22 protein-coding genes are annotated in these 25,099 nt (G+C 64.4%); 13 read left to right on the top strand and 9 right to left on the bottom strand.

The features are described from left to right. The first annotated feature begins 28 nt into the window (after nucleotides 1-28). From GL300_RS00520 to GL300_RS00510, 3 genes are read left to right on the top strand one after another with little or no spacing between them, the layout of a single operon-like run. Nucleotides 29-757, top strand: a complete 729-nt coding sequence (locus GL300_RS00520) for an RNA methyltransferase (RefSeq protein WP_155037634.1) — start codon at nucleotides 29-31, stop codon at nucleotides 755-757. A 54-nt stretch (nucleotides 758-811) separates the two neighbouring features. Continuing rightward, nucleotides 812-1,957, top strand: a complete 1,146-nt coding sequence (ctaA, locus tag GL300_RS00515) for a heme A synthase (RefSeq protein ID WP_155037633.1) — start codon at nucleotides 812-814, stop codon at nucleotides 1,955-1,957. After that, complete coding sequence (locus GL300_RS00510) at nucleotides 1,954-3,426, top strand: carboxypeptidase M32 (RefSeq protein WP_155037632.1); 1,473 nt, start codon at nucleotides 1,954-1,956, stop codon at nucleotides 3,424-3,426. The genes ctaA and GL300_RS00510 overlap by 4 nt, the downstream gene beginning before the upstream one ends. A 74-nt stretch (nucleotides 3,427-3,500) precedes the next feature. Here GL300_RS00510 and GL300_RS00505 read toward each other — a convergent pair whose 3' ends face one another. The 5 genes from GL300_RS00505 to GL300_RS26115 are packed head-to-tail and all read right to left on the bottom strand — an operon-like array spanning nucleotide 3,501 to nucleotide 8,149. Beyond that, the gene (locus GL300_RS00505; RefSeq protein ID WP_155037631.1) at nucleotides 3,501-4,847 is read right to left on the bottom strand and encodes a cytochrome P450; all 1,347 of its coding nucleotides are present in this window, start codon (nucleotides 4,845-4,847) and stop codon (nucleotides 3,501-3,503) included. Beyond that, a complete protein-coding gene (locus tag GL300_RS00500; RefSeq protein WP_155037630.1) occupies nucleotides 4,844-6,043 on the bottom strand; it encodes a hypothetical protein in 1,200 nt (399 codons plus the stop codon). The genes GL300_RS00505 and GL300_RS00500 overlap by 4 nt, the downstream gene beginning before the upstream one ends. A 55-nt stretch (nucleotides 6,044-6,098) precedes the next feature. Continuing rightward, on the bottom strand, nucleotides 6,099-6,782 hold the full coding sequence (locus GL300_RS00495) for a M48 family metallopeptidase (protein WP_155037629.1): 684 nt from the start codon (nucleotides 6,780-6,782) through the stop codon (nucleotides 6,099-6,101). 27 nt (nucleotides 6,783-6,809) lie between these two features. Further along, nucleotides 6,810-7,991, bottom strand: coding sequence for a vWA domain-containing protein (locus GL300_RS00490; RefSeq protein WP_155037628.1), 1,182 nt, complete (start codon nucleotides 7,989-7,991; stop codon nucleotides 6,810-6,812). After that, on the bottom strand, nucleotides 7,991-8,149 hold the full coding sequence (locus tag GL300_RS26115) for a hypothetical protein (RefSeq protein ID WP_170297577.1): 159 nt from the start codon (nucleotides 8,147-8,149) through the stop codon (nucleotides 7,991-7,993). Before GL300_RS26115 ends, GL300_RS00490 begins: the two co-directional genes overlap by 1 nt. Before the next feature lie 123 nt (nucleotides 8,150-8,272). Between GL300_RS26115 and GL300_RS00485 the strand changes: the two genes are divergently transcribed. Both GL300_RS00485 and GL300_RS00480 read left to right on the top strand, forming a co-directional pair. After that, nucleotides 8,273-9,397, top strand: a complete 1,125-nt coding sequence (locus GL300_RS00485; RefSeq protein ID WP_155037627.1) for a Ppx/GppA phosphatase family protein — start codon at nucleotides 8,273-8,275, stop codon at nucleotides 9,395-9,397. Nucleotide 9,398: 1 nt separating this feature from the next. Further along, nucleotides 9,399-10,166: an RlmE family RNA methyltransferase gene (locus tag GL300_RS00480; protein WP_155037626.1), complete on the top strand. Its 768-nt coding sequence runs from the start codon at nucleotides 9,399-9,401 to the stop codon at nucleotides 10,164-10,166. 703 nt (nucleotides 10,167-10,869) lie between these two features. On the opposite strand, the gene GL300_RS00475 is transcribed toward GL300_RS00480, so the two are convergent. After that, entirely contained in the window at nucleotides 10,870-11,955 is a 1,086-nt protein-coding gene (locus GL300_RS00475) for a helix-turn-helix transcriptional regulator (protein ID WP_155037625.1), read from the bottom strand. A 100-nt stretch (nucleotides 11,956-12,055) separates the two neighbouring features. After that, the gene (gene miaA, locus GL300_RS00470) at nucleotides 12,056-12,955 is read right to left on the bottom strand and encodes a tRNA (adenosine(37)-N6)-dimethylallyltransferase MiaA (protein WP_394206850.1); all 900 of its coding nucleotides are present in this window, start codon (nucleotides 12,953-12,955) and stop codon (nucleotides 12,056-12,058) included. Nucleotides 12,956-13,039: 84 nt separating this feature from the next. Between miaA and pyrH the strand changes: the two genes are divergently transcribed. From pyrH to GL300_RS00430, 8 genes are all read left to right on the top strand, one after another. Then, on the top strand, nucleotides 13,040-13,771 hold the full coding sequence (pyrH, locus tag GL300_RS00465; protein WP_155037624.1) for a UMP kinase: 732 nt from the start codon (nucleotides 13,040-13,042) through the stop codon (nucleotides 13,769-13,771). Nucleotides 13,772-13,852: 81 nt separating this feature from the next. Next, nucleotides 13,853-14,416, top strand: coding sequence for a ribosome recycling factor (frr, locus tag GL300_RS00460; RefSeq protein ID WP_155037623.1), 564 nt, complete (start codon nucleotides 13,853-13,855; stop codon nucleotides 14,414-14,416). A gap of 4 nt (nucleotides 14,417-14,420) precedes the next feature. Beyond that, complete coding sequence (gene uppS, locus GL300_RS00455) at nucleotides 14,421-15,149, top strand: polyprenyl diphosphate synthase (RefSeq protein WP_155037622.1); 729 nt, start codon at nucleotides 14,421-14,423, stop codon at nucleotides 15,147-15,149. Beyond that, the gene (locus GL300_RS00450) at nucleotides 15,146-15,994 is read left to right on the top strand and encodes a phosphatidate cytidylyltransferase (protein WP_155037621.1); all 849 of its coding nucleotides are present in this window, start codon (nucleotides 15,146-15,148) and stop codon (nucleotides 15,992-15,994) included. The genes uppS and GL300_RS00450 overlap by 4 nt, the downstream gene beginning before the upstream one ends. A 3-nt stretch (nucleotides 15,995-15,997) precedes the next feature. After that, nucleotides 15,998-17,170: a 1-deoxy-D-xylulose-5-phosphate reductoisomerase gene (gene dxr, locus GL300_RS00445; RefSeq protein WP_155037620.1), complete on the top strand. Its 1,173-nt coding sequence runs from the start codon at nucleotides 15,998-16,000 to the stop codon at nucleotides 17,168-17,170. Further along, nucleotides 17,167-18,495: an RIP metalloprotease RseP gene (gene rseP / locus GL300_RS00440; RefSeq protein ID WP_155037619.1), complete on the top strand. Its 1,329-nt coding sequence runs from the start codon at nucleotides 17,167-17,169 to the stop codon at nucleotides 18,493-18,495. Before dxr ends, rseP begins: the two co-directional genes overlap by 4 nt. 97 nt (nucleotides 18,496-18,592) lie before the next feature. Further along, on the top strand, nucleotides 18,593-20,929 hold the full coding sequence (gene bamA, locus GL300_RS00435) for an outer membrane protein assembly factor BamA (RefSeq protein ID WP_155037618.1): 2,337 nt from the start codon (nucleotides 18,593-18,595) through the stop codon (nucleotides 20,927-20,929). Continuing rightward, the gene (locus tag GL300_RS00430; protein ID WP_170297583.1) at nucleotides 20,929-21,600 is read left to right on the top strand and encodes an OmpH/Skp family outer membrane protein; all 672 of its coding nucleotides are present in this window, start codon (nucleotides 20,929-20,931) and stop codon (nucleotides 21,598-21,600) included. The genes bamA and GL300_RS00430 overlap by 1 nt, the downstream gene beginning before the upstream one ends. Before the next feature lie 3 nt (nucleotides 21,601-21,603). On the opposite strand, the gene GL300_RS00425 is transcribed toward GL300_RS00430, so the two are convergent. Together GL300_RS00425 and GL300_RS00420 are read right to left on the bottom strand one after the other, a co-directional pair. Then, nucleotides 21,604-22,542 (bottom strand): nucleoside hydrolase, encoded by a 939-nt coding sequence (locus tag GL300_RS00425; RefSeq protein ID WP_155037616.1) that lies wholly within the window; start codon nucleotides 22,540-22,542, stop codon nucleotides 21,604-21,606. Between the two features lie 68 nt (nucleotides 22,543-22,610). Continuing rightward, nucleotides 22,611-25,067 carry a penicillin acylase family protein gene (locus GL300_RS00420; protein ID WP_155037615.1) on the bottom strand — a complete coding sequence of 819 codons (2,457 nt, stop codon included), beginning with the start codon at nucleotides 25,065-25,067 and terminating at the stop codon, nucleotides 22,611-22,613. Between the last annotated feature and the right edge of the window lie 32 nt (nucleotides 25,068-25,099).

The following is a 25,099-nucleotide window of genomic DNA, read 5'->3' as shown; positions in this document are numbered from 1 at the left end:
GGATCGCGGCAGGGATATTGCCGCGGGCATGGAACCTGCGATCATTCTCGTGCGCCCGCAGATGGGCGAGAACATCGGCGCCGCCGCGCGCGCCATGCTGAATTTCGGCCTGACCGACATGCGGCTTGTTGCGCCGCGTGACGGTTGGCCCAATCCCAAGGCGGTGGCGATGGCCTCGGGCGCGGCGGGACGGGTGCTGGATCAGGCCCGCGTCTTTCCGACTTTGGCCGAGGCCATGGCGGATATCGACTATGCCTATGCGACGACTGCGCGCGGGCGCGAGCTGACCAAACCCGTGCTGACGCCAGCCACGGCCATGTCCGACGCCCGTACCCGCCAGTCCGAAGGCGGTCGCGTGGCGGTGATCTTTGGCCCCGAGCGAGCCGGGCTGGAAAACGATGACGTCGCCCGCGCCAACGCGATCATCACCGTGCCGGTGAACCCTGATTTTCCGTCGCTGAATCTGGCGCAGGCCGTGCTGCTGACCGGCTATGAATGGTCGCGCGAGAGCCTGCCCGCGCAGCCCGCCCCGCAGGGTCGCCGCCCCGATGGCGAGGTCCCCGCGACCCGTATCGAGATCGAGAAGCTGGCCGACCACTGGGAGGAACGGCTGGGTGAGGCCGGGTTCTTCTTCCCAGCGGAGAAGGCTCCGGCGATGAAACTGACGCTGCGTAACCTGTGGTCGCGGATGCCGCTGACACGGGCCGACACGCGCATCTTCCACGGCATGCTGCGCCAGCTGATCCGCCGTGACTGATTGATTTCCGGGTCCAAGCCCGTCAAGGTCTGGCCCAACGACAAGGAAACCGAGATGGCAAAACGCCCCGTTTTTCAGGATGTCTCTGATACGGCATCCCGCGCCGCGCCGCCTTCGGGCGGCATGATCGACGCTCGCGGACGGGGCGCGCGGGGCGCGATCCGGCTGTGGCTGATCGTCCTTTTCGTCCTTGTCGTGGCGATGATCGCGCTGGGTGGGGCCACGCGGCTGACCGGCTCGGGGCTGTCGATCACGGAATGGAAGCCGGTGACCGGGGCGATCCCGCCGATGGACCCGGCAAGCTGGCAGGCCGAGTTCGACAAATACAAGCAGATCCCGCAATTCGTTCAGGTCAATCCGGACATGGATCTGGCCGGGTTCAAGCAGATTTATTGGTGGGAATGGTCGCATCGCCTGCTTGGCCGCCTGATCGGGCTGGTCTGGGCGGTTGGTTTCGTCGTTTTCCTTGCCACCCGCCGGATTCCGACCGGCTGGACGCCGCGCCTGCTGATGCTGGGAGCTTTGGGTGGCGCGCAGGGCGCTATCGGCTGGTGGATGGTGCATTCCGGCCTCTCGGGTGATCTGGTCCGTGTTGCCTCATATCGGCTGGCGATCCATCTGGGGCTGGCCTTCGCCATTCTGGGGCTGATCGCGTGGTCGGTGCTGTCGCTGTCGCGCCCCGAGGCGGCGCTGATGCGCGCCCGCCGTGCCGGAGAGGCCAAGCTTTTCTCGATGACGACCGGGCTGATGCATCTGGCCTTCCTGCAGATCCTGATCGGAGCGTTGGTCGCGGGGATCGATGCGGGCCGGACGTACACCGGCTGGCCGACCATGGGCGGCGAATGGATCCCGACCGAGATCTGGGATGCTACGTTGGGTTGGCGGAATTTCTTTGAGAACCCGGCGCTGGTGCAGTTCATCCACCGCATGACCGGCTATCTGGTCGCGATCTTTGCGGTGGTCGTGTTCATGCGGGCGCGCCGCTCGCCGCATCCGGTGACGCGCGGGGCGTTTGCGGTCATGCTGGCCGCAGTCGCGGTGCAGGTCCTGCTGGGCGTCATGAACGTGCTGCATGCCTCGCCTTTGCCGCTGGCGCTGGCGCATCAACTGGGCGCTGTCGCGTTGTTCACCCTGATTCTGCGGGCGCGTCACCATGCGCGCTATCCCATTGAAACCTCGGTACGGGGAACCATCCGATGAGCGCATTCGACGATCTTCTCGCGTTTCAGCGCCAGACCGAGGCTCTGTCCTCGATCGCCGAGCGGCTGGGTTGGGATCAGGAAACGGTCATGCCGCGCGGTGCGACCGAGCAGCGCGCCGAGGAAATGGCCGCGATCGAGGCTGTGCTGCATGAGCGCCGCACCGATCCGCGTCTGGGTGAATGGCTGGATCAGGCCGAACCCGAGGATGACGAGGACCGCCGCATCATCGAGCTGATCTCGCGCGACTTCCACCGCGCCTCCAAGATCCCGGCGCGACTGGCGACCGAACTGGCCCGCCAGACCTCGCTGGCGCAAGGGGTCTGGGCTGATGCCCGCGCGAATGACGCGCCTGCGGATTTCCTGCCGGTCCTGTCCGACATCCTGATGCTGAAACGCGAAGAGGCGTCGCTTTTGGCCGATGGCGGCGATCTGTATGACGCGCTGCTTGAAGATTACGAGCCGGGCGCGACCCAAGCCCAGATCGCCAACCTGTTCGACGCCATGCGTCCGCGGCTTGTGGCCCTGCGCGAGGAGGTGCTGGGGGCCGACTTCCAGCCTCAGCCGCTGAACGGCCATTACGCGCAGGAACCGCAATTGCGGCTGGCGCGGATCTGCGCCTCGGCCTTTGGCTATGACTGGTCGCGCGGGCGGATGGACATTGCCGTCCATCCCTTCAGTTCGGGGCGCTGGCAGGACAGTCGGATCACGACCCGCGTGGTTGAAACCGATCCATTCAATTGCCTTTACTCGACCATCCACGAGGTCGGCCATTCCAGCTATGAGTTGGGCATCGACAGCGACTACGCCTTCACGCCGCTGGGGCGTGGCGTGTCGATGGGTGCGCATGAAAGCCAAAGCCGGATCTACGAAAATCAGATTGGCCGCAGCCGCGCCTTTACCGGTTGGCTGCATCAGCGGATGTCGGACAGTTTTGACAGCCTTTCGGTCGCGGATGCCGAAGCCTTCTATGCGACGGTGAACCGGGTGACGCCCGGCTTCATCCGTACCGAAGCCGATGAGGTGCAATACAACCTGCATATCATGCTGCGCTTTGATTTGGAGCGGGACCTGATCTCGGGTCGGCTCGACACAACCGATCTGGTCGAGGCATGGAATGCACGTTTCCTCAAGGATTTCGGCGTCGCGGTCGACCGCCCGGCCAATGGCGTCCTGCAGGATGTGCATTGGGCTGTGGGTCTGTTCGGGTATTTCCCGACCTATGCGCTTGGCAACGTCTATGCCGGCTGTCTGCACCGGGCCTTGCGTCAGGCGGTTCCCGATCTTGATCAATCCTTGGCGCTGGGGGATGCCAGCCCGGCGGTCGAATGGCTGCGCGAGAATGTCCAGCGGCATGGCGGGCTTTACCGGCCGCGCGATCTGATCGAACAGGCGACCGGCGAGGCTGTCAGCGAAGCGCCGCTTCTGGATTATCTGGAAGAGAAATTCGGCGACATCTACCGGCTTTGACCGTCGCATGGGTATTTGAGAAACGGTGAAATCGAGGCGCCGCGCCCGAGTTTCACCGTTTCACAAATACCCAATCAACGCTTCTGCAAGCGCAGGTGGATGCCGTTCTTGCCCCTGAGCGTTAGCCGCATGATCGGGATCGGCGGCGTTGACGGCGGATCGATCCGATAGCGTGCAACGATTGCGGCAAGGATCAGCGGCCCTTCGATCATCGCAAATCCTGCACCGGGACAGGCGCGACTGCCCATCGAGAAGGGCATATAGGCCTCGCGCTGACATTTGCGGCCATTGGGCGTATCCCACCGGCCCGGATCGAAATCGTCGGGCCGCTCCCACAGCCTTTCGTGGCGATGCAGGTGCCAAGGCGACAACACAAGCTGCGCGCCTGCCGGAGCCTTACGGTCGCGCAAAGTCTCGGCATGGCGGCATTCGCGCACGGTCATGGCGACCGGCGGGTATAGCCGCAGCGCCTCGCGGAAGACGGCGCGGGCAACCAGAAGATCCTTCATGCAGGCGAAGTCCGGGGCAAGGTGCTGGTTTGCCTCGACTGCGATCTTCTCCTGCCATTCGGGATATTCCGCCAGCAGATACAGTGACCATGCCAGCGCCGAGGCGCTGGTCTCATGCCCGGCAAGGAAGAATGTCGCGACCTCGTCGATCATCTCGCGATCGGTGAAGCATTTTTTGGTGACCGGATCGGGTGTGGTCATGATCCGGGTCGCCAGGTCGGCGGGGGCGGTGCCGTCGCGGATTTCATCGCTGCGGCGCGCGATCAGATCGCGGATCAGATCACGGATACGGCGGGCGCTGGCCTTGGCGCGGCGGTTATGCATCCGTGCCCATTGCGGCAGCGCCAGCAGCCCCCCCAAATTGACCATCGGCTGGGCATCCTGATGTTCCCGGAACGATGAGAAAACCTGCGCGGCGGTCTGATCCTCGATCGGGATCGAGAACAGGCTGCGAAAGATCACATCGGCGGCGACATGGGCGGCCTGCGGCTCAATGTCGATCTCGGTCCCGTCGGCCAGCGGTTCCAGCCGCGCCACGGCGCTGTTGGCCGCATCCCACATGGCCGGGAAGGCCTCGCGCGTGCGGCCGCCCTCGAAGGCGAGGTCGATGATGCGGCGCTGATGTTTCCACGTCGCCCCGTTCGAGATGAAGCTGGAATTGCCCAGAAGCGGTTGCAATCCCGCCGCCATGCGCGGGGATTTGGGGAAATCCATCGGACGGCGGCGCAGGATCATGTCGATCAGCTTCGGATCGTTGCAGGTGAAGCTGTGCACGAAGGGGCCGCGGAATTCGGCCATCCACGCGCGATACAGCCGGTCGGATTGCGCCGAGAGGATGTCGCCGCGGAAATCGCGGATGAAGCGCCAGACCGAGCCCTTGCCCTTGCGAGATTTGGGTTTGGGAGGAATCATATTGCGGTCCAGCCGTTCACGGCGCGGGAAATTCGTCCGGGTGAGTGCGTGCGACCGGCGAAGCGTGCGCCCAAGGTCTGCGGGCCTGCGGTGATCGCGAAATAGTCGTAATCCGCAGGCCGGTCAAAGGCGCACAGATACTGAAAATGCAGCCGAAACCAGCGATTGCGCAGTGATTTCTGCTTTTCAGGGGACAAGGTTTGACGGAAGGCCGCGGACAGGATCAGCGGTTGCCGCCGGTCGGGCGGCTCGATCCCGGATACCGCGACCGGATCGCAAAGCCCGAAGGAACAGGCATCCCCCGGCGCGGTCACGTCAATCCAGTCAAGCTCGGCCCGCGCCGACAGATAACGCAGATCGGCACGCAGCCGGTTCGCGCGGGGCAGGAATGACGCCATTGGCACAACTTGGCCCAGCGAAAGGAAGGACAGCTTTGCGCCATCACCCGTCACTCGGCCCGAGCGGATCAGATCGGCCAGAACCGAGACGCCCAGATACGCCCCGGAGCTGTGGCCGACGACCAAAACCTCGTCCCAATCCTGCTCAAGACAGGTGGCGATCCGGTCGGCAAACTGACCGATCCGTTGTTCCAGCGCCTCGGGGTAGGCACCACTGTGCTGGGCGGTAAAGGCATAGTCGTGCATCAGGTAATGGACGAAGATCCGGCCATCCAGACGCTGCCACAGCTTCAACCCGACCCATGTCAGGATCAGCATGATCGGCAGGCCAAGCCACCAACCCGGCCCTGTCAGGTGTCCGGCGGTCCAGCCAATCAGCCCGCCGACCAGCAGACTGCTCAGCAGTTGCAGGATCAACGCCACCACGGGGTAAAGCGCGGCCAGAACCGGCCCCCGACGCAGGCGCATCATGCGAAATAGCGCGCCCGAGGTGATATATGTCCATGCCGTGCGCAAAAGCTGGCCATAGGTCGCCGGGATCGACTGACCCATCGAGGCCTGCACGATGTCGGTCCAGATTAGCACCTCGACCTCGGCTTCGCCCCGCCCGTCGTTGAAATCGCCGCTGACACCCCAGCCAAAGCCGGTGCGGTCCCGGCGCGATCCGAATTCCAGCTGATAGCCCGAAATGCGGGCCTGCTCGGCCCCCTCACGCTTGTAAAGCTCGCGGTAGCGGCGCGGTGGGATCGGGTCAAATCCGGGAATGTAAAGGACGCGGCGGCGAAAGGGACGGGTCATCTGCGCTCGAATTGCAATGCGCCTGCAGCATAGGTGAAAAGCCGCGTCGGGCAAGTCAGCGCGGCTGCCAACGTGATTCAAGTTTTTCGATTGCCGCAATCCGTGCATCGGTCCGGGGATGGGACATCAGCCATGCCGGAGAGGCACCGCGCGGGCCAGCCAGACGGTCCAGCTTGCGAAACAGGCTTTTCTGCGGCTCGGTCCCCAGCCCCGCCTTGATCATCAGGGCGCTGGCAAAGGCGTCGGCCTCGAATTCGTCCTGGCGCGACAGGCGGGCGGCGACGGCGGCGGCGACCAGCCCGGCCAGCCATGCGCCAATGCCCGGAATGAAACGACCCAGCACCCCGGCCAGCACGGCGCGGATCACGTTCTGGCCCGCGAAATCGACCATGCGGCGGCGGGAATGGCCATGCGCGACATGACCCAGCTCATGCGCGATGACCGAGGCCAGTTCCGCCTCGGTGACCTCGTCCCGGTCCAGCCGGTCCAGAAAACCGCGGGTCAGGAACACCCGGCCATCGGGGGCGGCCAGCCCGTTGACCGCCGGGATTTCATAGACATGGGCGCGGATCGGGGGCAGGTCCATCGCCTTGCCCAGACGCTGAAGCATCGGTTTCAGACGTGGGTGGTCCAGCGGCGTTGAACGGCTGTTCAACTCGGCCTTCAGCCGCCAGAGCGAGAAATACCACATCGCGGCGGCGTAAAGCAGGATCAGCAGGATCGGCGTGAAGCGAAGCATGCAGCGAATATGGGGCAGGGGCGGCGTCTAGCCAAGGACGCGCATCGCCTGCGTCAACCCTTCCAGCGTCAGGGGCTGCATCCGTCCCTCGAAAATCTCGTCGATCATCGCGATCGAGCGGGTGTGCCGCCACTGGTCCTGCGGGACCGGGTTCAGCCAGACATGGTCGGGCCAGGTCTCGCGCAGGCGTTGCAGCCATGTCTGGCCGGATTCCGGGTTCCAATGTTCGGTCGCGCCGCCCGGCGCCGCGATCTCATAGGGCGACATCGAGGCATCGCCGACGAAGATCGCCTTGTAGTCGCGCCCGTAGCGGTTCAGCAGATCCCAGGTCGGTGTCGTTTCGGTCCAGCGGCGGCGGCTGTCCTTCCACACGGCCTCATAGACGCAATTGTGGAAGTAGAAATGTTCCAGATGCTTGAATTCGCTGCGCGCGGCTGAAAACAGCTCGTCCACGCGGCGGGCATGATCGTCCATGCTGCCGCCGACATCCAGAAACAGCAGCACCTTGACGGCGTTGCGACGCTCGGGGCGGGTCTGGACATCGATATAGCCATGCTCGGCACTGGCGCGGATGGTGCCGGGCAGATCCAGTTCCTCGGCTGCGCCATGCCGCGCCCATTGCCGCAGTCGCTTCAGCGCGACCTTAATATTGCGCGTGCCCAGTTCGACCGAATCGTCGAAATCGCGAAACTCGCGCTTGTCCCAGACCTTGACCGCGCGGCGATGGCGGCTTTCGCTCTGACCGATGCGGACGCCTTCTGGATTGTAGCCGTAAGCGCCAAAGGGCGAGGTGCCCGCCGTGCCGATCCATTTGTTGCCGCCCTGATGGCGGCCCTTCTGGTCGACCAGCCGCTCACGCAAGCGGCGCATCAGCTCGTCAAAGCTGCCGGGGCCGTCAATGGCGGCGCGTTCCTCGGGGGTCAGCAGCTTCTCGGCCAGCTTTTCCAGCCATTCCTGCGGGATCGACACCTGATCCACCAGCGCCTCGACCGGAATGTCGTCCAGCCCGGCGAAAGCCTCGGCAAAGGCGCGGTCGAAGCGGTCGATATGGGCCTCGTTCTTGACCAGCGTGGCGCGGGCAAGGTGATAGAATCCCTCGGGCGTCCAGTCCGACAGCCCGGCCTGCAATCCGGCCAGCAGGTCCAGATATTCCCGCAGGCTGGCGGGCACTCCATGCCGGCGCAGACTGTCGAGGAAAGGCCGGAACATCAGGTCATCCGGTCGATCAGGACGGTCAGGAAAAGGCCGAGAACCGCAAGGCCAAGCGCATGGGCGGCGGCGTATTGCATCCGGTCGAACCGGGCTCCGCCCAGCCGGGCCGCGCGACGCCAGCCGATCAGGGCTCCAAGAATGAGTGCAGCGATCACGATCATATTCAGCCAGATACCCCCCGAACTTCGCTCTGTCGAGGGCTTGACACAACCGCAGCCCCTTGAACGCAATAGAGGCGCGGGTTAACTTTGTTACAACAAGTAATCGGAGGGCGTGCAATGACGCCCAGGCGTCCCGCGGGTGCGGACGCGATCCCGAGCAATACGGTCGAGCCTTTCGTCACCCGCCCGGCCGAGGACGGGCCGCTTTATGCGGCGCTGGATCTTGGCACCAACAGCTGCCGGATGCTGATTGCCCGCCCCGCGGGCAGTCAATTCCAGGTGGTAGACAGCTTCTCGAAACCTGTCCAACTGGGGCAGGGGCTGGAAGCATCCGGCAGGCTTTCGCGTTCCTCCATGGCGCGGACGGTCCATGCCCTGCAAGTGTGCCGGCGCAAGCTTGAGGCGCATAAGGTCACGCGCATGCGCCTGGTCGCGACCGAGGCATGCCGCCGCGCCCGCAACAGCCGCGATTTTCTGCGCATGATCCGGCGCGAGACGGGCTTGCCGGTCGAGATCATCGATGCCGAGGAAGAGGCGCAACTGGCCGTCATCTCCTGCGCGCCGCTGGTCAGCCATCGGACCGAGCAATTGCTGGTCGTGGATATCGGCGGCGGCTCGACCGAGCTGGTCTGGATCGACCTTGAGGATGTCGAGCCCAAGGAGCGCCCGCGTGCGATCATGCGGCTGGCTGATGACTTTCGTAGTCCGCAGCCGGGTGGCGCGCGCGTGGTCGACTGGATCAGCGTGCCCTTGGGCGTCGCGACGCTGCGGGATCAGTTCGAGGATGTCGAAGAGGACGAGGGCCGCTTTGCCCTGATGTCCTGGCATTTCGAGGAGATGCTGTCGGATTTCAGCCCCTATTCGCTGACGCAGAAGATCGAAGAGAATTTCCAGGTCATCGGCACGTCAGGCACGGTCACCACCGTCGCCGCCAGCCATCTGGGTCTGCGTCGCTATGACCGGACTAAGGTGGACGGGCTGACCATGACCTCGGCCCAGATCGACCGGGTGATCCGCGATTACCTGACGCTGGGCCCGGAAGGGCGGCGCGCCGATCCGCGCATCGGCCGAGAGCGTCACGCCCTGATCATGTCAGGCGCGGCGATCCTGCAGACCTTGATGCGCGTCTGGCCGACAACAAGATTGTCGGTTGCGGATCGCGGTCTGCGCGAAGGCCTGCTATATGCGCAAATGGTAAAGGACGGGGTGCTGGCCCCCGACGGACTGAACGGGGTAGCATGAGATGAGTGAAGGCAAGAAACCAGGCGGCACGAAGAAGACTTCGGGCCGCGGGCAGCGCGATCTGCGCGTAAGGGTGAAATCGGCCAAGGGGCGCAGGCTGTCGAGCACGCTCTGGCTGGAGCGGCAGTTGAACGACCCCTATGTCGTTCGCGCGCGGAAGGACGGCTATCGTGGCCGCGCCGCTTACAAGATCATGGAACTGGACGACAAGTATCGCTTCCTCGTGCCTGGCGCGCGGGTTGTCGATCTGGGCTGCGCGCCCGGCGGCTGGTGCCAGATCGCCGTGCCGCGCGTGAATGCGCTGGGTGAAAAATCGGGCAAGAAGATCGGTCGCGTTCTGGGTGTCGACCTGCAAGAGATCGAGCCGATCGCCGGTGCCGAGGTCCATCAGCTGGATTTCCTGTCGGATGGCGCGGATCAACAGGTCAAGGAATGGCTGGGCGGTCGCGCCGATGTGGTGATGTCCGACATGGCGGCCGCATCCTCGGGGCATAAGGGCACCGACCACCTGCGTATCGTGGCCCTGATCGAGGCCGCGCTGCATTTCGCCTTTGACGTGCTGGAGCCCGGCGGCACCTTTGTCGCCAAGGTCTTGGCCGGTGGCGCCGAGAGCGAGATGCAGGCCCTGCTGAAACGCCGGTTCCGCAAGGTCGCGAACGTGAAACCTCCGGCCAGCCGCTCTGACTCCTCCGAGAAATTCGTCGTGGCGCAGGGGTTCCGCGGGCGTGAAGACGATGTCGCCGCCGAGCAGGAGGCGGATGAGGACTAAGGCTTTGCCGAGGGGTCTTCCTTGGTCAAGGACGGCCTCGGGCGTGGCAAGCGTGTCGAACTAAAAGGTTGTGGTCGGCGGCGATGCGGTTGCCTCGTTCAACGCGACGCAAAATGGGCAGGTGTGCGGGGCCGTGACCCTTCGGGGGTGCTATCCCCCCATCTGCTCCATTGTCTCGTTCACTTGTTGCCGATCATCAAACGCGTCATTTGATAGGCTGAAGTTGGTCTTTAAGCGCTTCATCTTGAGGCTATTGGCGTCGCGCCCTCATGCAGCACGATCATCATGCAATTTGCGGGGTGTTTGTGACAGCGTGCCTGTGGATATCGAGGCGTCCGTTCCTTGGAATATCCATCGCGATGACGAGGGCAACGACCGCTTCGCTTTGAACCGATTGCCGGTCTTGCTCGCGTGGCGAACGAGGGACCGTGTCCCGCGCTTCCTCTAGGTAAGTCTGTGATATCGACCATCTCTCACTATATACATACTACGCGCGGCTCAGATAGGCAGCGCATCGGCGCAGCGAGACATTAGAATGCCGCAAAGAGCCGGGGGTACGATGGCTGGAGCCTTGCAGGGCATTATCGTTTAATGCACCACCCGATGTACCGTCGTAACTCGCAGATTTGCCGATAAATGGTCATCTGACAGCGATGCTGCGCTAAGCACCGGGAAACCCCATCAGGAAGCACCCGGAAACCGTCTAGTCAGACCCGTCAGTCCCGCTCCACGCCATTGCGCGAAACGCCTCGGGCGTGCGGCCGGTGGCGGCGGTGAAGACGCGCATGAAATGGCCAATACCGCTATAGCCGATTTCTTGAGCGATCGCGTGGATGGGCATGTCGGTGTCGCGCAAAAGCTGAGCCGCACGTTCCAGACGCAGCGAATACAGCAGCTCCAGCGGGGTCCGGCCGCGGCTGTCATGGCAGGCGCGGTCAAGCTGGGCCTGCGTGCAGCCCAGTTCGAGCGCCATATCAGCGATTGTGCGGCCATCGGCCAGGTGGTTTGCGGCAAGCTCAAGGAAGCTTTCGGTCAGCGGGCGTGCCACCAAGGATTGCAGATGATCGCCGTCCTGAACCTGCGGCTTGTCGACGGCGCGGGTCAGGGCAAGGGCCAGCAGCCCAAGATGCAATGCCGTGGCGCTTGAGGCTCTGGGTCCCAGCACGCGATCCTGTCCCAAGGCCTGGAAAGCCGGCTCCAACAGCGGCTCATCCGCCGGATGGGGTGTGCCCTGACGAAAGGCCAGCGGAAAGCCGACCGGCAGTCCGATCCCCAGATTGGGGGGCAAAAGCAGCGCCCAGCCGTCAATATCGGCGGGCGGCTGGAACGAAAACGCCGTTCCCGACGGGATGAAGGCGATGCGCCCCTGACCGATAGGCTGACGTTTGCGCGGAAAGTCGATATCCGCGGACCCTCGGGTGACCAGCAGGATGACGTGATCGCCGCGTACCCGCGGTTGGGCCGAGATCGGTCTGGCCCCTTGCCGGTTCTGCGTCGCGCCACCCCAGATGAAGCCCGACAGCGGCATCAGACGCAGGCCGTCGCTGCGCGCGAAGGGGCGCGAGGTCGGGGTTTGGGGCGCGCCTGCCGGCTCGGCCGAGGGGATGACCGGCAGGTCATGGGGCTCGGGCAGCGCCACCCCGGCATAGCCGCGCACCGGGCGCGGATCGGTCTGCGAGGGTTCGAGGATGACATCGGCATTGATCGCCGCGCCGATCAGTTTTTCATCAACCTCATCCTTCGGAGGGGAGGCATTTCCCTGATCACGCGAGCGCAGTTTTCCGGTCATGCGAGTGCTTTCACGATTCGATGAGTCAAGGCTAACCCGGCTTTTTCGTCCGACTCATGAATAATCCCGTTGAGGTTGAAAATTCGTTAATCTGTTGCTGTCAGGATGCAGCATCCATACGAATTTCTCGCCAGTCCTTCATGCGTCCGCGAAAGAAGATCCGCTGTGATTTTGCATATTGGCGCGAGGCGATGATGGCTCTTTCGACAGCCTCGTCCAAGGTCGTCTCAACACGCAGATAAGCGATCAGTTCCGGTGCACCGATCGCTTTTGCCCAAAGTGCCGTAGGGTCCCAATGCGGCAGCATGGCGCGAACCTCGTCCAAGGCGCCCTGATCCATCATCGCGTGAAAGCGCCGCGCGATCCGGTCGGCCAGCCAGTCACGATCCGATGTCAGGACAAGTCTTTCCGATTTCTCGCGTGGAATCAGGGCGGGGCCGGTTTCGGCCTGCCAGTCGGTGATGCCGCGCCCGGTGGTCTGCAGGACCTCCCATGCACGCTGGACGCGGGCGGGGTTGCGCAGGTCGATCCGCGCGCGCGTCGGCGCGTCCAGATCCTCGACCATGCGGGTCAGACCATCCTCCATCGCGATCAGGGCATTGCCGCGTGCCCGCACATGGTCGGGAACGGGTGGGATGACCGCCAACCCGTTCGACAGGGCGTGCAGATACATCCCGGTCCCGCCAACCACGATCAGGCGCTGGCCGGTGGCCAGAATTTCGGCCACCTGATCAAGCCATTGGCCCACGGAAAAGCTCTGGCCCGGATGCATGTGACCATAAAGCCGGTGCGGTGCGGCGGCCTCTTCCTCGGCCGAGGGGCGGGCCGAGATCACGCGCCAGCAGGACCAGACCTGCAGCGCATCGGCATTCACGATCACGCCGCCCTGTGCCTGCGCGATGCGGATGGCCAGCGCCGATTTTCCGCTTGCTGTCGGTCCCGCGATCAGCACATGCTTGTCGCAAGATATCGACGAAAGAATTTCCTGGGGCTGCGTCACTATGCCCGCATGCTCTGGCTGTTGAACATGCGCCCTGTTTGCGACATTTAGCGCCCCAATGAAATACTGAAAGGTTCCTCGGCGATGTCCTCCCTAATCCCGCAAGCTGGCAAATATTCGCGTGTGATGCTGAAGATCTCGGGCGAGGCCCTGATGGGCGACCAAGGCTACGGGCTGCATCCGCCGACTGTTGCGCGCATCGCCCAAGAGGTGAAGTCGGTCCATGACATGGGCGTCGAGATCTGCATGGTGATCGGCGGCGGGAACATCTTCCGTGGGCTGCAGGGCAGCGCGCAGGGCATGGAACGGGCCACCGCCGATTACATGGGGATGCTGGCGACCGTGATGAACGCGCTGGCCATGCAGGCCGCGCTTGAGGCCGAGGATATCCATACCCGCGTCATCAGCGCGATCCGCATGGACGAAGTTGCCGAGCCCTATATCCGCCGCCGCGCCGTCCGTCATCTGGAGAAAAAGCGCGTCTGCGTCTTTGCCGCCGGTACCGGCAACCCCTATTTCACCACCGATACCGCAGCCACCCTGCGCGCCAATGAGATGAGCTGCGAAGCCATCTTCAAAGGCACCAAGGTCGATGGCGTCTACGACAAAGACCCCAAGAAGCACGCCGACGCCAAGCGCTACGACAATGTCAGCTATGACGAAGTGCTGCAAAAGAACCTGGGCGTGATGGATGCCTCGGCGATTGCGCTGGCGCGCGACAACAACCTGCCGATCATCGTCTTCTCGCTGGACGAACCCGGCGGTTTCCGCGGAATTCTTGCTGGAGAGGGCACTTATACGCGGGTTCATGGCTAAAATACCCGCATAGGCTTTGCCTTGCCTGCCCCTCTCGGCTAAAAGCGCTGAAAACCACAGCACAGAAGGCCATGATCGAGCATGTCCGACGAGATTGAGATCGACACCGACGACCTGGAACGCCGCATGAAGGGGGCGATGGACAGCCTGCGCCACGAGTTCTCCTCGTTGCGCACTGGCCGCGCCTCGGCCAGCATGGTCGAACCCATCATGGTGGACGCCTATGGTTCGCCGACGCCGATCAACCAGATCGGCACGGTGAACGTGCCCGAACCGCGCATGGTGACCATCAACGTCTGGGACAAGGCACTGGTCAGCAAGGCAGAAAAGGCGATCCGCGATTCGGGTCTGGGGATCAACCCGCAGCTGAACGGCACCATCATCATGCTGCCGATCCCCGAACTGAACGAAGAGCGCCGCCGCGACCTGACCCGCGTGGCCGCGCAATATGCCGAGCATGCCCGCGTCGCCATCCGCAACGTGCGGCGTGACGGCATGGACCAGATCAAGAAGGCCAAGTCCTCGGGCATGTCCGAAGACGATCAGAAGTTCTGGGAATCCTCGGTGCAGGAGCTGACCGACAAGATGATCGGGGCGGTCGATCAGGCGCTTGAGGCCAAACAGGCCGAGATCATGCAGGTCTGACCATATGGCCGATCCCGCAGCCAGACTGTCCGATACGAACATCGCCCGACCCCGACATGTTGCCATCATCATGGATGGCAACGGTCGCTGGGCGGTCAACAAGGGCTGGCCGCGGCTGGTCGGTCATCGCCGCGGCGCCGAGCGCGTCAAGCAATTGGTCCGGGCCTGCCCGGATCTGGGCGTGAACTGGCTGACGCTCTATGCCTTCTCGACCGAGAACTGGAAACGCACGACCGAGGAAGTGCTCGGCCTGATGGCGATCTTTGCCCGCTACATCGAACGCGAGGCCGACGGCCTTGCCGCCGAGGGCGTGCGGATGCGCTTCATTGGCGCGCGCGAGCGGCTGGATGCGCGCCTGCAGCGCCTGATGGCCGGGATCGAGGCGCGCACCGCCGGCAATACCCGCCTGAACCTGACCGTTGCGATCAATTACGGCGGCCGGGACGAAATCTCTCGGGCGGCGCAACGGCTGGCACAGCGCGTGGCGCGGGGCGAGGTGACGAACCCGACCGAGGCCGATTTCGCCGCTTGCCTTGATACGGCGGGTCATCCCGACCCGGATCTGGTGATCCGCACCTCGGGCGAGACCCGGACCTCGAATTTCCTGCCCTTTCAGGCGGCCTATTCGGAATATGAATTCACAGAAACGCTGTGGCCGGATTTCACCCCCGAGCATCTGGCCGAGATCCTCGACCGCTTCAGCATGCGCGACCGGCGCTTTGGTAGCGCATGAGGGTGCCTGATACTCCCCCCGGAGGTCTTCGCGGCAAGTTGAAGTCGGGCCAATGGGCCGATCTGCGAACCCGGTTCGGCTGGGGCGCACTGCTTCTGCTGTTGGGTGTGCTGCTGCTGGTCTCCTCGGGCATGTGGCTGCATTTCGGCGTCGCCATCGTGGTCGGGCTGATGATGTGGGAACTGGCGCGGCTGACCGGCTGGCGTCACCCCGAGTTTCACAGCCCGCGCCATCCCGTCCTGATTGCCGTCCTGTCGGCGCTGGTCCTGATCGCCATGGTCGAACTGCCGGGCGACTGGCCGTTGATCCTGACCCTTGTTCCGATCCTTGCGGGCCTTCCGGGCACCCATAGCCACGAACGCCGGGCTTATATCGCCTTCACCGCGACCATCCTTGGTGCGGGCTATGCGCTGGTCGTCCTGCGCGAGGTGATGGGCCTGCCCACCGTGCTGTGGATCGTGGCGACCGTCGTGCAATCGGATGTCTTGGGCTATTTCGTCGGGCGCAAACTGGGCGGGCCACGCTTCTGGCCCTCGATCAGCCCGAAAAAGACCTGGAGCGGCACTTTGGCCGGCTGGGTTGGGGCGCTGGTCCTCTCTGGCATCCTGTACGCCTTCGGCTGCGCCGGACCAGGCATCCTGCTGATCGGGCCGTTGCTGGCCATTGCCGGGCAGTTCGGCGACATTGCCGAAAGCTGGCTGAAACGCCGGGTCAGCGCCAAGGACAGTTCCGACCTGATCCCCGGCCATGGTGGGGTGATGGATCGCTTTGACGCGATGGCGGGTGCGCTGCTGCTTGCGCTGGTGCTGATGCTTTTCCATATCCTTCCGGAAATCGGAGGCTGAGAGATGCGCAGCATTTCCGTGCTGGGGGCCACCGGCTCTATCGGCGAAAGTGCATTTGATCTGCTGATGCGGGCAGGCGAGCCGGAGACCTTCCGGACCATCGCCCTGACTGGCGCGTCGAATGTCGCACGACTGGCCGAAATGGCCCGCGCCCTGCGGGCCGAGATTGCGGTTACGGCCATGCCCGAGAAGCTGCCCGAACTGCGCGAGGCGCTTGCCGGCACCGGGATCGAGGCTGCTGCAGGGCCCGAGGCTATTGCCGAGGCCGCCGCCCGTCCCGCTGACTGGACGCTGTCGGCGATCATCGGCGCGGCGGGTCTGCCTCCGGGGCTCGAGGTCCTGCGCCGTGGCGGGACGCTGGCGCTTGCCAACAAGGAAAGCCTTGTCGCGGCGGGGCGTCTGGTCATGGCCGAGGCTGCACGCAGCGGTGCCCGCATTCTGCCGGTTGATTCCGAACATTCCGCTATTTTCCAGTCGCTTAATGGTGAAAACCTCGAACAAGTCGAAAGCGTGACCATCACCGCCTCGGGCGGGGCGTTCCGCGACTGGCCGCTGGAGCGGCTGGCCCGCGCGACAGTCTCGGAGGCGTCGTGTCATCCGAATTGGGCCATGGGGCAGCGCATCACCATCGACAGTGCCTCGATGTTCAACAAGGCGCTGGAAGTCATTGAGACACACGAATTTTTCGGCATTGATGAGGAACGCATCCGGGTGCTCGTCCATCCGCAGTCGATCATCCATGCCTTTGTCAGCCACCGCGATGGGGCGAGCATTGCGCATATGGGCGCGCCCGATATGCGTCATGCCATCGGCTACGCGCTGAACTGGCCGCATCGCGCGGCTTTGCCGGTCGCGGCGCTGGATCTGGCGGCGCTTGGCAGCCTGACATTTTCCGCCCCCGATGAGACGCGCTGGCCTGCCTTGCGCCTTGCCCGAGAGGTGATCCGCGCTGGCGGTGCCGCAGGCGCAGTGTTGAATGCCGCGAAGGAGCAGGCTTTGGACGATTTCATCGCCGGACGGATCGGTTTCATGGATATGGCTCCGGCGGTCGAACGGGCGCTGGAGGCCTGCGCGCGCGAAACCGGCTTCTCGGCCAGCCCGGCATCGCTGGATGACGTTTTGGCATGGGACCTGCGCGGACGTCGGCTGGCTGCCAGCACGGCAGGTGCGGCATGAGCGCGCTGATCGCGGATCTGGGCGGGCTGATCTGGACGGCCTGCGCCTTTATTCTGGCGCTGTCGATCATCGTGACCGTGCATGAATACGGCCATTACATCGTCGGCCGCTGGTCGGGGATCAAGGCCGAGGTGTTCTCGCTGGGCTTCGGCCCGCGACTGTTCTCTCGTCGGGACAAGCACGGGACGCTGTGGCAGGTCGCGGCAATCCCGCTGGGCGGTTACGTCCGCTTTCTAGGCGACAGCAATGCCGCCAGCGCAGGTTCGGGCGCAGCTGTTGATCCGAGTTTGGCCCGCCAATCCTTGCCCGGCGCACCGCTTTGGGCGCGTTTCGCGACAGTGGCGGCGGGGCCAATCTTCAACTTCATCCTGTCGATTCTGGTCTTTGGCGGGGTCGCGATGTGGCAGGGCATGCCGGTCGATACGCCGCAGGTCGGCACGCTGCGGGCGGCACCCGCCTCGGTCCAGATCGGGCTGGAGCCGGGCGACCGCATCGTGGCGCTGGATGGGCAAAAGGTGGAAAACTGGGCCGATCTGGGCCGGATCGCCACCGATTTGCCACCCAAACCCGTGCATGACTGGACCGTCAGCCGCGACGGGCGGGAACTGACCGTGCCCGGCCCCGATCCGATGCCGGCGCTGCTGACGGGGATCGCGCCGCGCAGTGCCGCCGCCGATGCAGGGTTGCGCGCGGGCGATGTGATCCTCGCCATCGACGGCAAGCCGGTCTCGCGCTTTGACGAACTGCGCGAGCGGGTGCTGGCAGCGCAGGGCGCGCCGCTGCTGCTGCGGGTCTGGCGCGAGGGGCAGGGCGAGGCGGACTATACCCTGATCCCACGCGAACAGGACCTGCCGACTGCTGAGGGTTACGAAAAGCGCTGGATGATCGGCGTGACCGGGGGCGGGACCTATTTCGACCCGGCCACGCGCTCGACCGGCGTCGTCGAGGCGCTGTCTTTGGGCGCGGCGCGGACCTGGGACATCATCGCCTCGTCGCTGTCGGGGCTGTGGGCGATGATCTCGGGCCAGATCGGCAGCTGCAATCTGGGCGGCGCGATCTCGATCGCGGAAAGCACCGGGCAGGCGGCCTCGGCGGGGGGCAGCGACTTCCTGTGGTGGATCGGCGTTTTGTCGGCGGCGATCGGTTTCCTGAACCTGCTGCCGGTGCCGGTGCTGGATGGCGGCCACCTGATGTTTTATGCCTATGAGGCGGTTGCGCGGCGCAAGCCTTCGGACCGGGTGATCGACATCCTGTCCGCGCTTGGCATGGCGGCTGTGCTGGCACTGATGGTCTTCGGTCTCACCAACGATCTTTTCTGTCCCTGACAAAGCCTTGCCTTTTGACAGTCAGGCCTGCTTCGCTGTATCCATCTTGGCAAATCCGGCGGGACGAACCTGCCAAAAAGGCAAGACGAGGGGCAGCATGACGGATCGGAAACTCGGCAAGGGCGCACTTGCGCTGATTTCGGCGTTGGCCGTGGCTGCACCAGCGGCGATGGTGCCCGGTGCCGCCGCCGCCTATGTCTTCAACAATGTCAGGATCGAGGGCAACCAGCGGATCGAACCCGCGACGATCCTGTCCTATCTGGATTTGCAGCGCGGTCGCGACGTGTCAGGTGGCGACCTGAACGCCGCCCTGCAGCGCCTGCAGAATTCCGGGCTGTTCGAAAAGGTCGAGCTGACGCCGACCGGGGGCACGCTGGTCGTCAGCGTCGCCGAATATCCGACGATCAACACCATCGCCTTTGAGGGCAACAAGCGGCTCAAGGACGAAAACCTGACCGAGGTCGTCAAGTCCAAGTCCAACCGCGTCTTTTCGCCCGCCCAGGCCGAGGCCGATGCCGCCGAGATCAGCAAGGTCTATGCCTCGCAGGGGCGTCTGGCGGCGCGGGTCGATCCCAAGATCATCCGTCGCAGCAGCAATCGCGTCGATCTGGTCTTCGAGATCCGCGAAGGCGATGTCACCGAGATCGAGCGCATCGGCTTTGTCGGCAACCGCGCATTCTCGGACCAGAAGCTGCGCAACGTGCTGCAGACCAAGCAGGCGGGCCTGCTGCGGACCTTCATCAAGCGCGACACCTTTGCGCCCGACCGCCTGCCGGTCGATGAAAAGCTGCTGACCGATTTCTACCGCTCGCGCGGCTATGCCGATTTCAAGGTGCAGGCCGTGGCACCGGAAGTGGCGCGCGAACGCGATGCGTTCTACATCACCTTCCAGATCCAGGAAGGCCCGCGCTATACCTTTGGCACGGTGAACACGATCAGCGAGATCCCGGGCGTCGATGCTGCGGATTTCGCCGCCCAGAACCGCGTCCGCAAGGGCGATGTCTATAACCCGACGATCATCGACACCACCATCCGCCGGATGGAGGCACTGGCGATCAACAAGGGCCTGAACTTCGTCAATATCGAGCCGCGCGTGACCCGCAATCCGCGCAGCCAGACGCTGGACCTGACCTTTGCCCTGACCCGCGGCCAGCGCATCTTTGTCGAGCGCATCGACATCGAGGGCAACACCACGACCATGGACGAGGTGATCCGTCGCCAGTTCAACTCGGTCGAAGGCGACCCCTTCAACCCGCGTGAGATCCGCAACTCGGCCGAGCGGCTGCGGGCGCTTGGTTATTTCGCGGATGTGCAGGCCGAAAGCCGTCCCGGCACCGCCGCCGATCAGGTCATCGTCGACGTGAACGTCGAAGAGCAGCCGACCGGCAGCCTGAACTTCGGCGTCAGCTATGGCGTCTCGACCGGGGTGGGCTTCAACGCCTCATTGTCGGAAAAGAACTTCCTTGGCCGCGGCCAAGAGGTGAACCTGTCCTTCTCGACCGGTGCGGACAACCAGTCCTCGGGCGTGACCTTTGTCGAGCCCTTCCTGTTCGGCCGCGACCTGAAATTCCGCGGGCAGCTGTGGTACAACACCACCAACCGCTACAATTCGGATTACAACACCCGCTCGGTCGGCATGATGACCGGGCTGGAATTCCCGATTTCGGAACGCGGTCGCCTTGAGGTCCGCTACAAGCTGAGCAAGGACACGCTGTTCGACGTCGACCCGATCGAAGTCGATCCCGACAGCGGGGAACTGGATGGCTCGTCGCCGATCCTGTTCAATGAGCAGGGTGGCTATATCAGCTCGGCGCTTGGCTATACCTACAGCTATGACAGCCGGATTGCCGGTCTTGATCCGCTGACCGGTTATCGCCTGCGCTTCTCGCAGGACTTCGCCGGGCTGGGTGGCGACGTGAAATCGGTGACGACGGCGTTCTATTCCGGCGTGGAAAGCAAGGCCTGGCGCGAAGGCGTGACCTTCCTTGGCGAGTTCGAGGCCGGGGCGGTTCATATGCTGGACGACAAGGACTCGCGTTTCCTTGAACGCTATACCGGCAACGGAAAAATCCGCGGCTTTGAGCCGAATGGCATCGGCCCGCGCGACAATGCCGCGCCGAACGAAGACGCGCTTGGCGGCAACTATTTCTGGGCACTGCGCACCGAGATGCGCTTCCCGGTCGGGCTGCCCGAGGAATATGGCATCGCCGGCGGCCTGTTCGCCGATGCGGGCTCGGTCTGGGGGCTGGACAACAATATCGGCGCCTACGGGATCGAGGTCGATGACGGCATGCATGTGCGCGCCACGGTCGGGGCCTCGGTCTTCTGGACGACGCCGATCGGGCCGCTGCGCTTCAACTTCTCGAAGGCGCTCGCCAAGGAAGATTACGACCTCGAGCAGAACTTCGACATGACAATCTCGACGCAATTCTGATGCGCGGGCGCTCGGGCATCGCGGCTTTGCTGCTGGTTCTGGGCGCTCCGTTCGCGCTGGCGCAAGAGCCTGCGACGGTCGCCCCGCCGCAGGACAGCCCTGTCGTTCCGCCGGCGCTGGTCGTTGAGACGCCGGAACGTCCCGCCGATCAGAGCAACCCTGCCATCCTGACCATCGATCAGGAGGAACTGTTCAGTGCCTCGGCATGGGGGATGCGCGTGCAGGCCGATCTGGACCAACGCGGAAGCAAGATTGCCGAAGAAAATGAACGTCTTGCGGTGCAATTCTCGAATGAGGAAGAGCAGCTGACCGCGCTGCGTTCCACACTAAGCCCCGAGGAGTTCCGCAAACGTGCGGATGAATTCGACAAGCGTGTGGTCGAGGTTCGCCGCCAAAGGGACAGCGTCGGGCGCGAATTGCAGGATCATGTCGAGGAAGAGCGCGCGGCGTTCTTTCGCGCGGCCCTGCCGGTTCTGGCTCAGGTGATGAAAGAGCGCGGCGCGGTGGTGGTTCTGGATCAGCGCTCGATCTTTGTCTCGGCGCAATCGGCGGACATCACCGCGACGATGATCGAACGCATTGACCGGGAAATCGGGGCAGGCCCGGCCGAGCCTGCACAGAAGAAAACCCCCGAGAAAGCGCCCCCCGCTGCGCCCGCGCCCCAGCCCTGAGGATCAGCGATCCAGCGTCGTGATGCGCTGGGTCAGCAGGTCAAAGAAGCCGTCGCGGTCGATGTCGCGGATGAACAGCGCGTTGGGCTTGCGTCCCGAGACGCGCCACCAATCCGCGACGGTCATGCCCAGCGTGAATTCGCCCTTGGTCTCGATCTCGACATTGATCTCGCGGCCCGAGAACAGGTCAGGCCGGATCAGCCATGCGATGGCGCAGGGGTCGTGCAACGGCGCGCCCTCGCTGCCGTATTTCTCTCGGTCATAACGCTCAAAGAAATCGGTCCAGCCAGCCACGGCCCGGCCGACCGGACCGCTGGCGCGCATGGTCTCGATCCAGTCGCGATTGGTCACGGCCTGATGGGTTACGTCCAGCGGCAGGACGGTCAGAGGCACGCCGCTGGCAAAGACCAGCTTCGCGGCCTCGGGGTCGACATAGATGTTGAACTCGGCGGCGGGAGTGATGTTGCCTACTTCGCAATAGGCGCCGCCCATCAGCACTATCTGCTGGACACGGGACACGATGTCCGGGGCGCGCTGAAAGGCGTGGGCGATATTCGTCAGCGGGCCGATCGGTACCAGTGTCACCGTTCCCGCCGGTTCGCGGCGCAGGGTTTCGATGATGAAATCGACGGCATGACCCTCGGCCAGCGGCGTTTCCGGTTCGAACAGCAGGATGCCGTCCAGCCCGCTTTTGCCATGGACATGTTCGGCGGTGACCAGGGGACGGGACAGCGGCGCGGGGCATCCGGCATAGACCGGGATGTCGCCCCGCCCCGCGATCTGGCAGACGATGCGCGCGTTAAGCTGGGTCAGGTCCAGCGGTACGTTGCCCGCGACCGTGGTGACGCCCAGCACCTCAAGCTCCGGGCTGGCCAAGGCCAGCAGCAGCGCCACCGCGTCATCCTGTCCGGGGTCGGTGTCGATGATGATCTTGCGCGGCATTTTGCGGCCCTCCTGAACGGTTTGGCGCAGAATGGCGGCAGCTGGCGGGGGGATTCAACCCCCCGATGCTATTCGGGAACAGGTTCCAGCCGCGTGACACCGGTGGCCGCCGCACGGGCAAGATCGGGGTCCAGCGACATCCGCACATATTCGCCCCGCCGCCACAATTCGGACATGTCGTCGTAATGGCGCGACAGCGGATGGCCCGATTGTCCGGTCGAGATGATGAAGACCGAGCTGTCGGGATCGGCCAGATCATAGACCCCGCGATAGGTCGCGCCGGTGACATTCAGATAGGGGTTCGTGCCCTCATTCAGCATCCCGGCCAAAGCGATGGTCGAATCCCCGCCCGAGGTCGGCTGCACGAGGTTCACGATATAGGACAGCCCGCGCAGGTCCCCCAGCGCCGGATGGACATGACGGGCGCGGTGGACGTCGCCCCAACGCCAGCTGGCCAGATCCGGGCCGAAGCGGTCGGTCAGTTCCAGCAGCGCCGCGTCCAGCGCCTGACGCGCGATCTGGGTGCAGGTCTCGACGGGGGTGGATTGGCGGATGTCGCACCACTCGCCTGCGCCGTTGATGTTGCGGAACACGCGCTCGATGAATTCGGGATAGAACTCGGTCAGGTGCTGGGTCAGAGGGCCAATCTCATCCTGCACGATGCGCTCCTGCAGAGCGCGCATCCATGAGGAGTAGATCAGCGGCTCGGGCAGGTGCTCGCTCATCGTGCCGTCCCAATTGGCCAACAGGGACAAGGCGTCCTGACGCTGGCGCTCGGGCGTGCCTTGCGGGGCGGGCTCGTCGGTGAACCACAGTTCGGCGGCGACGACGGGCAGCAGGGCGCGGGCGTCGGGGCTGACCACGTCGATCTGGGCGGCGATGAAGCTGTCGCGGGAATGGACCTCGCGGCTGTCGATCAGATGGCGCAGCCGGTCCTGCCGATAGGGATTGGCGCGGTCAAAGCCGACGATCTGCTGGCCGGGCTGGGCGGCACCCGTTGTCGCGACCACGCCGCCTTCGGGGCGCAGGTCGGTCAGTGTCGTGGGGGCAGGGTTCACCCCAAGCCAGCGATGCACCGCGCTCCAGCCCGGCTGAGGCATCCGGCCATGGATCGGACTGTCGGGCGAACGCTCGGGCAGGGCACCGGCCAGCACCTGACCCACGCCGTTCTTGTCGGCCAGCGTGACGTTCAGCGCTGGCGCGACCAGCGGCACAAGCGCCTGCGCGGCATCCTCGCGGGTGCGAGATTGCATTAGGCTCATCAACGCGGTCATCGAGGTGTCGCCTGCCTGACCGCCAGTCCATGCCAGCGCTGCGACATGGCCTGCGGGCAGGATGCTGGCAATGTCCAACTGCCCCGCAGGCAGGATCGGGCCATTTTCGCTTTCGCGCAAGGTGATGGTGCGCGCGGCTTCGCCCTTGACGCGGATGGTCTCGTTGCGGGTGGTGAAGTCGACCCAGCCATTCGCGCCGCGATACCGGTCGGGATCGCCCGGCTGGACTTCTTCGATGAACAGATCCTGATCGTCGATCTGGGCCGGGGTGATGCCCCATGCCAGATCGGCACTGCGACCGGACAGCACCGCCGGAATGCCCGGAATCGTGCCGCCGATCACCCCGCCCGAGGCGAGTTCCAACCGCGCCAGATACCACAGGCCCGGCGCGGTCAGCGCGAATTGCGGGTCATTGGCCAGCAGCGCGCCGCCAGCAGCCGTGCGCCGTGGCGCCACCGCCCAACCATTGGCCGATGCCCCCAGCGAGGGCGACAGGTAGCCTGCCAAACCGGTGTTCCAGTCGGGATGCGGCACGTGACGCTCGACCCCGGCAAAGCGGGCATCGGGGAACAGCGTGGCATAGGCGGGCATGGGCGGCTCGGCCGTTGTCGCGACGACCTCTTGGCCACGCTCGGGCGCGGCCAAGGACAGGCGCGCGCGCAAGACCTCGCGCCGCAACTGGGTGGTCGAACTGGCGGCAAGCAGTTTCAGGATGGCAAGGGAATCCGCAGGCTCCCAATAGGAAATCTCATCCGGGAACAGGAAGAATTCCGGCGCGCCGCGACCGCGTGCGCCAAGGTTCACCTGTTGAATCCAGGCATTCACGCCTTCGGAATAGGCGGCAAGTGCGGCGCGGGTCGGCGCATCCTGCGCCTCGACCGAGGCGACGGCATTGCGGAACAGTCCCAGACGGCGGGCCAGATCATCGGCGGGCAGGGCGCCCGCGCCATAGATCTCGGCCAGACGGCCTTGTGCCGCGCGACGCAGCACGTTCATCTGAAACAGGCGGTCCTGCGCATGGGCAAGGCCAAGGGCAAAGAAGACGTCATGGTCGTTCTTGCCAAAGATATGAGGAACGTCCTCGGTCGAACGGACGATCTCGACAGGCGAAGTGATCCCCGCGACATCATAGGTCGCGTTGTAGGCAGGCAGAGAACGGATTGCGAAATACCAGACGAGGGCGATCAGCGCGACGCCTGCCACAATCAGTCCGACCGTCAGGCGCACAAGCCAGCGGAAAAGTGTCACCATGAATTGGGCGCGGTCCCGATGCTTGGGCGCAG

The sequence above is a fragment of the Paracoccus litorisediminis genome, from assembly GCF_009711205.1.
In the GTDB taxonomy this organism is placed as follows: Bacteria; Pseudomonadota; Alphaproteobacteria; order Rhodobacterales; family Rhodobacteraceae; genus Paracoccus; species Paracoccus litorisediminis.
The sequence above is the reverse complement of the archived record's forward strand: the minus strand, read 5'-3'. Positions and strand labels throughout refer to the sequence as shown.

Excerpts from the sequence above, each read along its gene's own strand:
- GL300_RS00520 (WP_155037634.1), top strand. The coding sequence starts at position 29 with ATGGAACCTGCGATCATTCTCGTGCGCCCGCAGATGGGCGAGAACATC.
- ctaA (WP_155037633.1), top strand. The coding sequence starts at position 812 with ATGGCAAAACGCCCCGTTTTTCAGGATGTCTCTGATACGGCATCCCGC.
- GL300_RS00510 (WP_155037632.1), top strand. The coding sequence starts at position 1,954 with ATGAGCGCATTCGACGATCTTCTCGCGTTTCAGCGCCAGACCGAGGCT.
- GL300_RS00505 (WP_155037631.1), bottom strand. The coding sequence starts at position 4,847 with ATGATTCCTCCCAAACCCAAATCTCGCAAGGGCAAGGGCTCGGTCTGG.
- GL300_RS00500 (WP_155037630.1), bottom strand. The coding sequence starts at position 6,043 with ATGACCCGTCCCTTTCGCCGCCGCGTCCTTTACATTCCCGGATTTGAC.
- GL300_RS00495 (WP_155037629.1), bottom strand. The coding sequence starts at position 6,782 with ATGCTTCGCTTCACGCCGATCCTGCTGATCCTGCTTTACGCCGCCGCG.
- GL300_RS00490 (WP_155037628.1), bottom strand. The coding sequence starts at position 7,991 with ATGTTCCGGCCTTTCCTCGACAGTCTGCGCCGGCATGGAGTGCCCGCC.
- GL300_RS00485 (WP_155037627.1), top strand. The coding sequence starts at position 8,273 with ATGACGCCCAGGCGTCCCGCGGGTGCGGACGCGATCCCGAGCAATACG.
- GL300_RS00480 (WP_155037626.1), top strand. The coding sequence starts at position 9,399 with ATGAGTGAAGGCAAGAAACCAGGCGGCACGAAGAAGACTTCGGGCCGC.
- GL300_RS00475 (WP_155037625.1), bottom strand. The coding sequence starts at position 11,955 with ATGACCGGAAAACTGCGCTCGCGTGATCAGGGAAATGCCTCCCCTCCG.
- pyrH (WP_155037624.1), top strand. The coding sequence starts at position 13,040 with ATGTCCTCCCTAATCCCGCAAGCTGGCAAATATTCGCGTGTGATGCTG.
- frr (WP_155037623.1), top strand. The coding sequence starts at position 13,853 with ATGTCCGACGAGATTGAGATCGACACCGACGACCTGGAACGCCGCATG.
- uppS (WP_155037622.1), top strand. The coding sequence starts at position 14,421 with ATGGCCGATCCCGCAGCCAGACTGTCCGATACGAACATCGCCCGACCC.
- GL300_RS00450 (WP_155037621.1), top strand. The coding sequence starts at position 15,146 with ATGAGGGTGCCTGATACTCCCCCCGGAGGTCTTCGCGGCAAGTTGAAG.
- dxr (WP_155037620.1), top strand. The coding sequence starts at position 15,998 with ATGCGCAGCATTTCCGTGCTGGGGGCCACCGGCTCTATCGGCGAAAGT.
- rseP (WP_155037619.1), top strand. The coding sequence starts at position 17,167 with ATGAGCGCGCTGATCGCGGATCTGGGCGGGCTGATCTGGACGGCCTGC.
- bamA (WP_155037618.1), top strand. The coding sequence starts at position 18,593 with ATGACGGATCGGAAACTCGGCAAGGGCGCACTTGCGCTGATTTCGGCG.
- GL300_RS00430 (WP_170297583.1), top strand. The coding sequence starts at position 20,929 with ATGCGCGGGCGCTCGGGCATCGCGGCTTTGCTGCTGGTTCTGGGCGCT.
- GL300_RS00425 (WP_155037616.1), bottom strand. The coding sequence starts at position 22,542 with ATGCCGCGCAAGATCATCATCGACACCGACCCCGGACAGGATGACGCG.
- GL300_RS00420 (WP_155037615.1), bottom strand. The coding sequence starts at position 25,067 with ATGGTGACACTTTTCCGCTGGCTTGTGCGCCTGACGGTCGGACTGATT.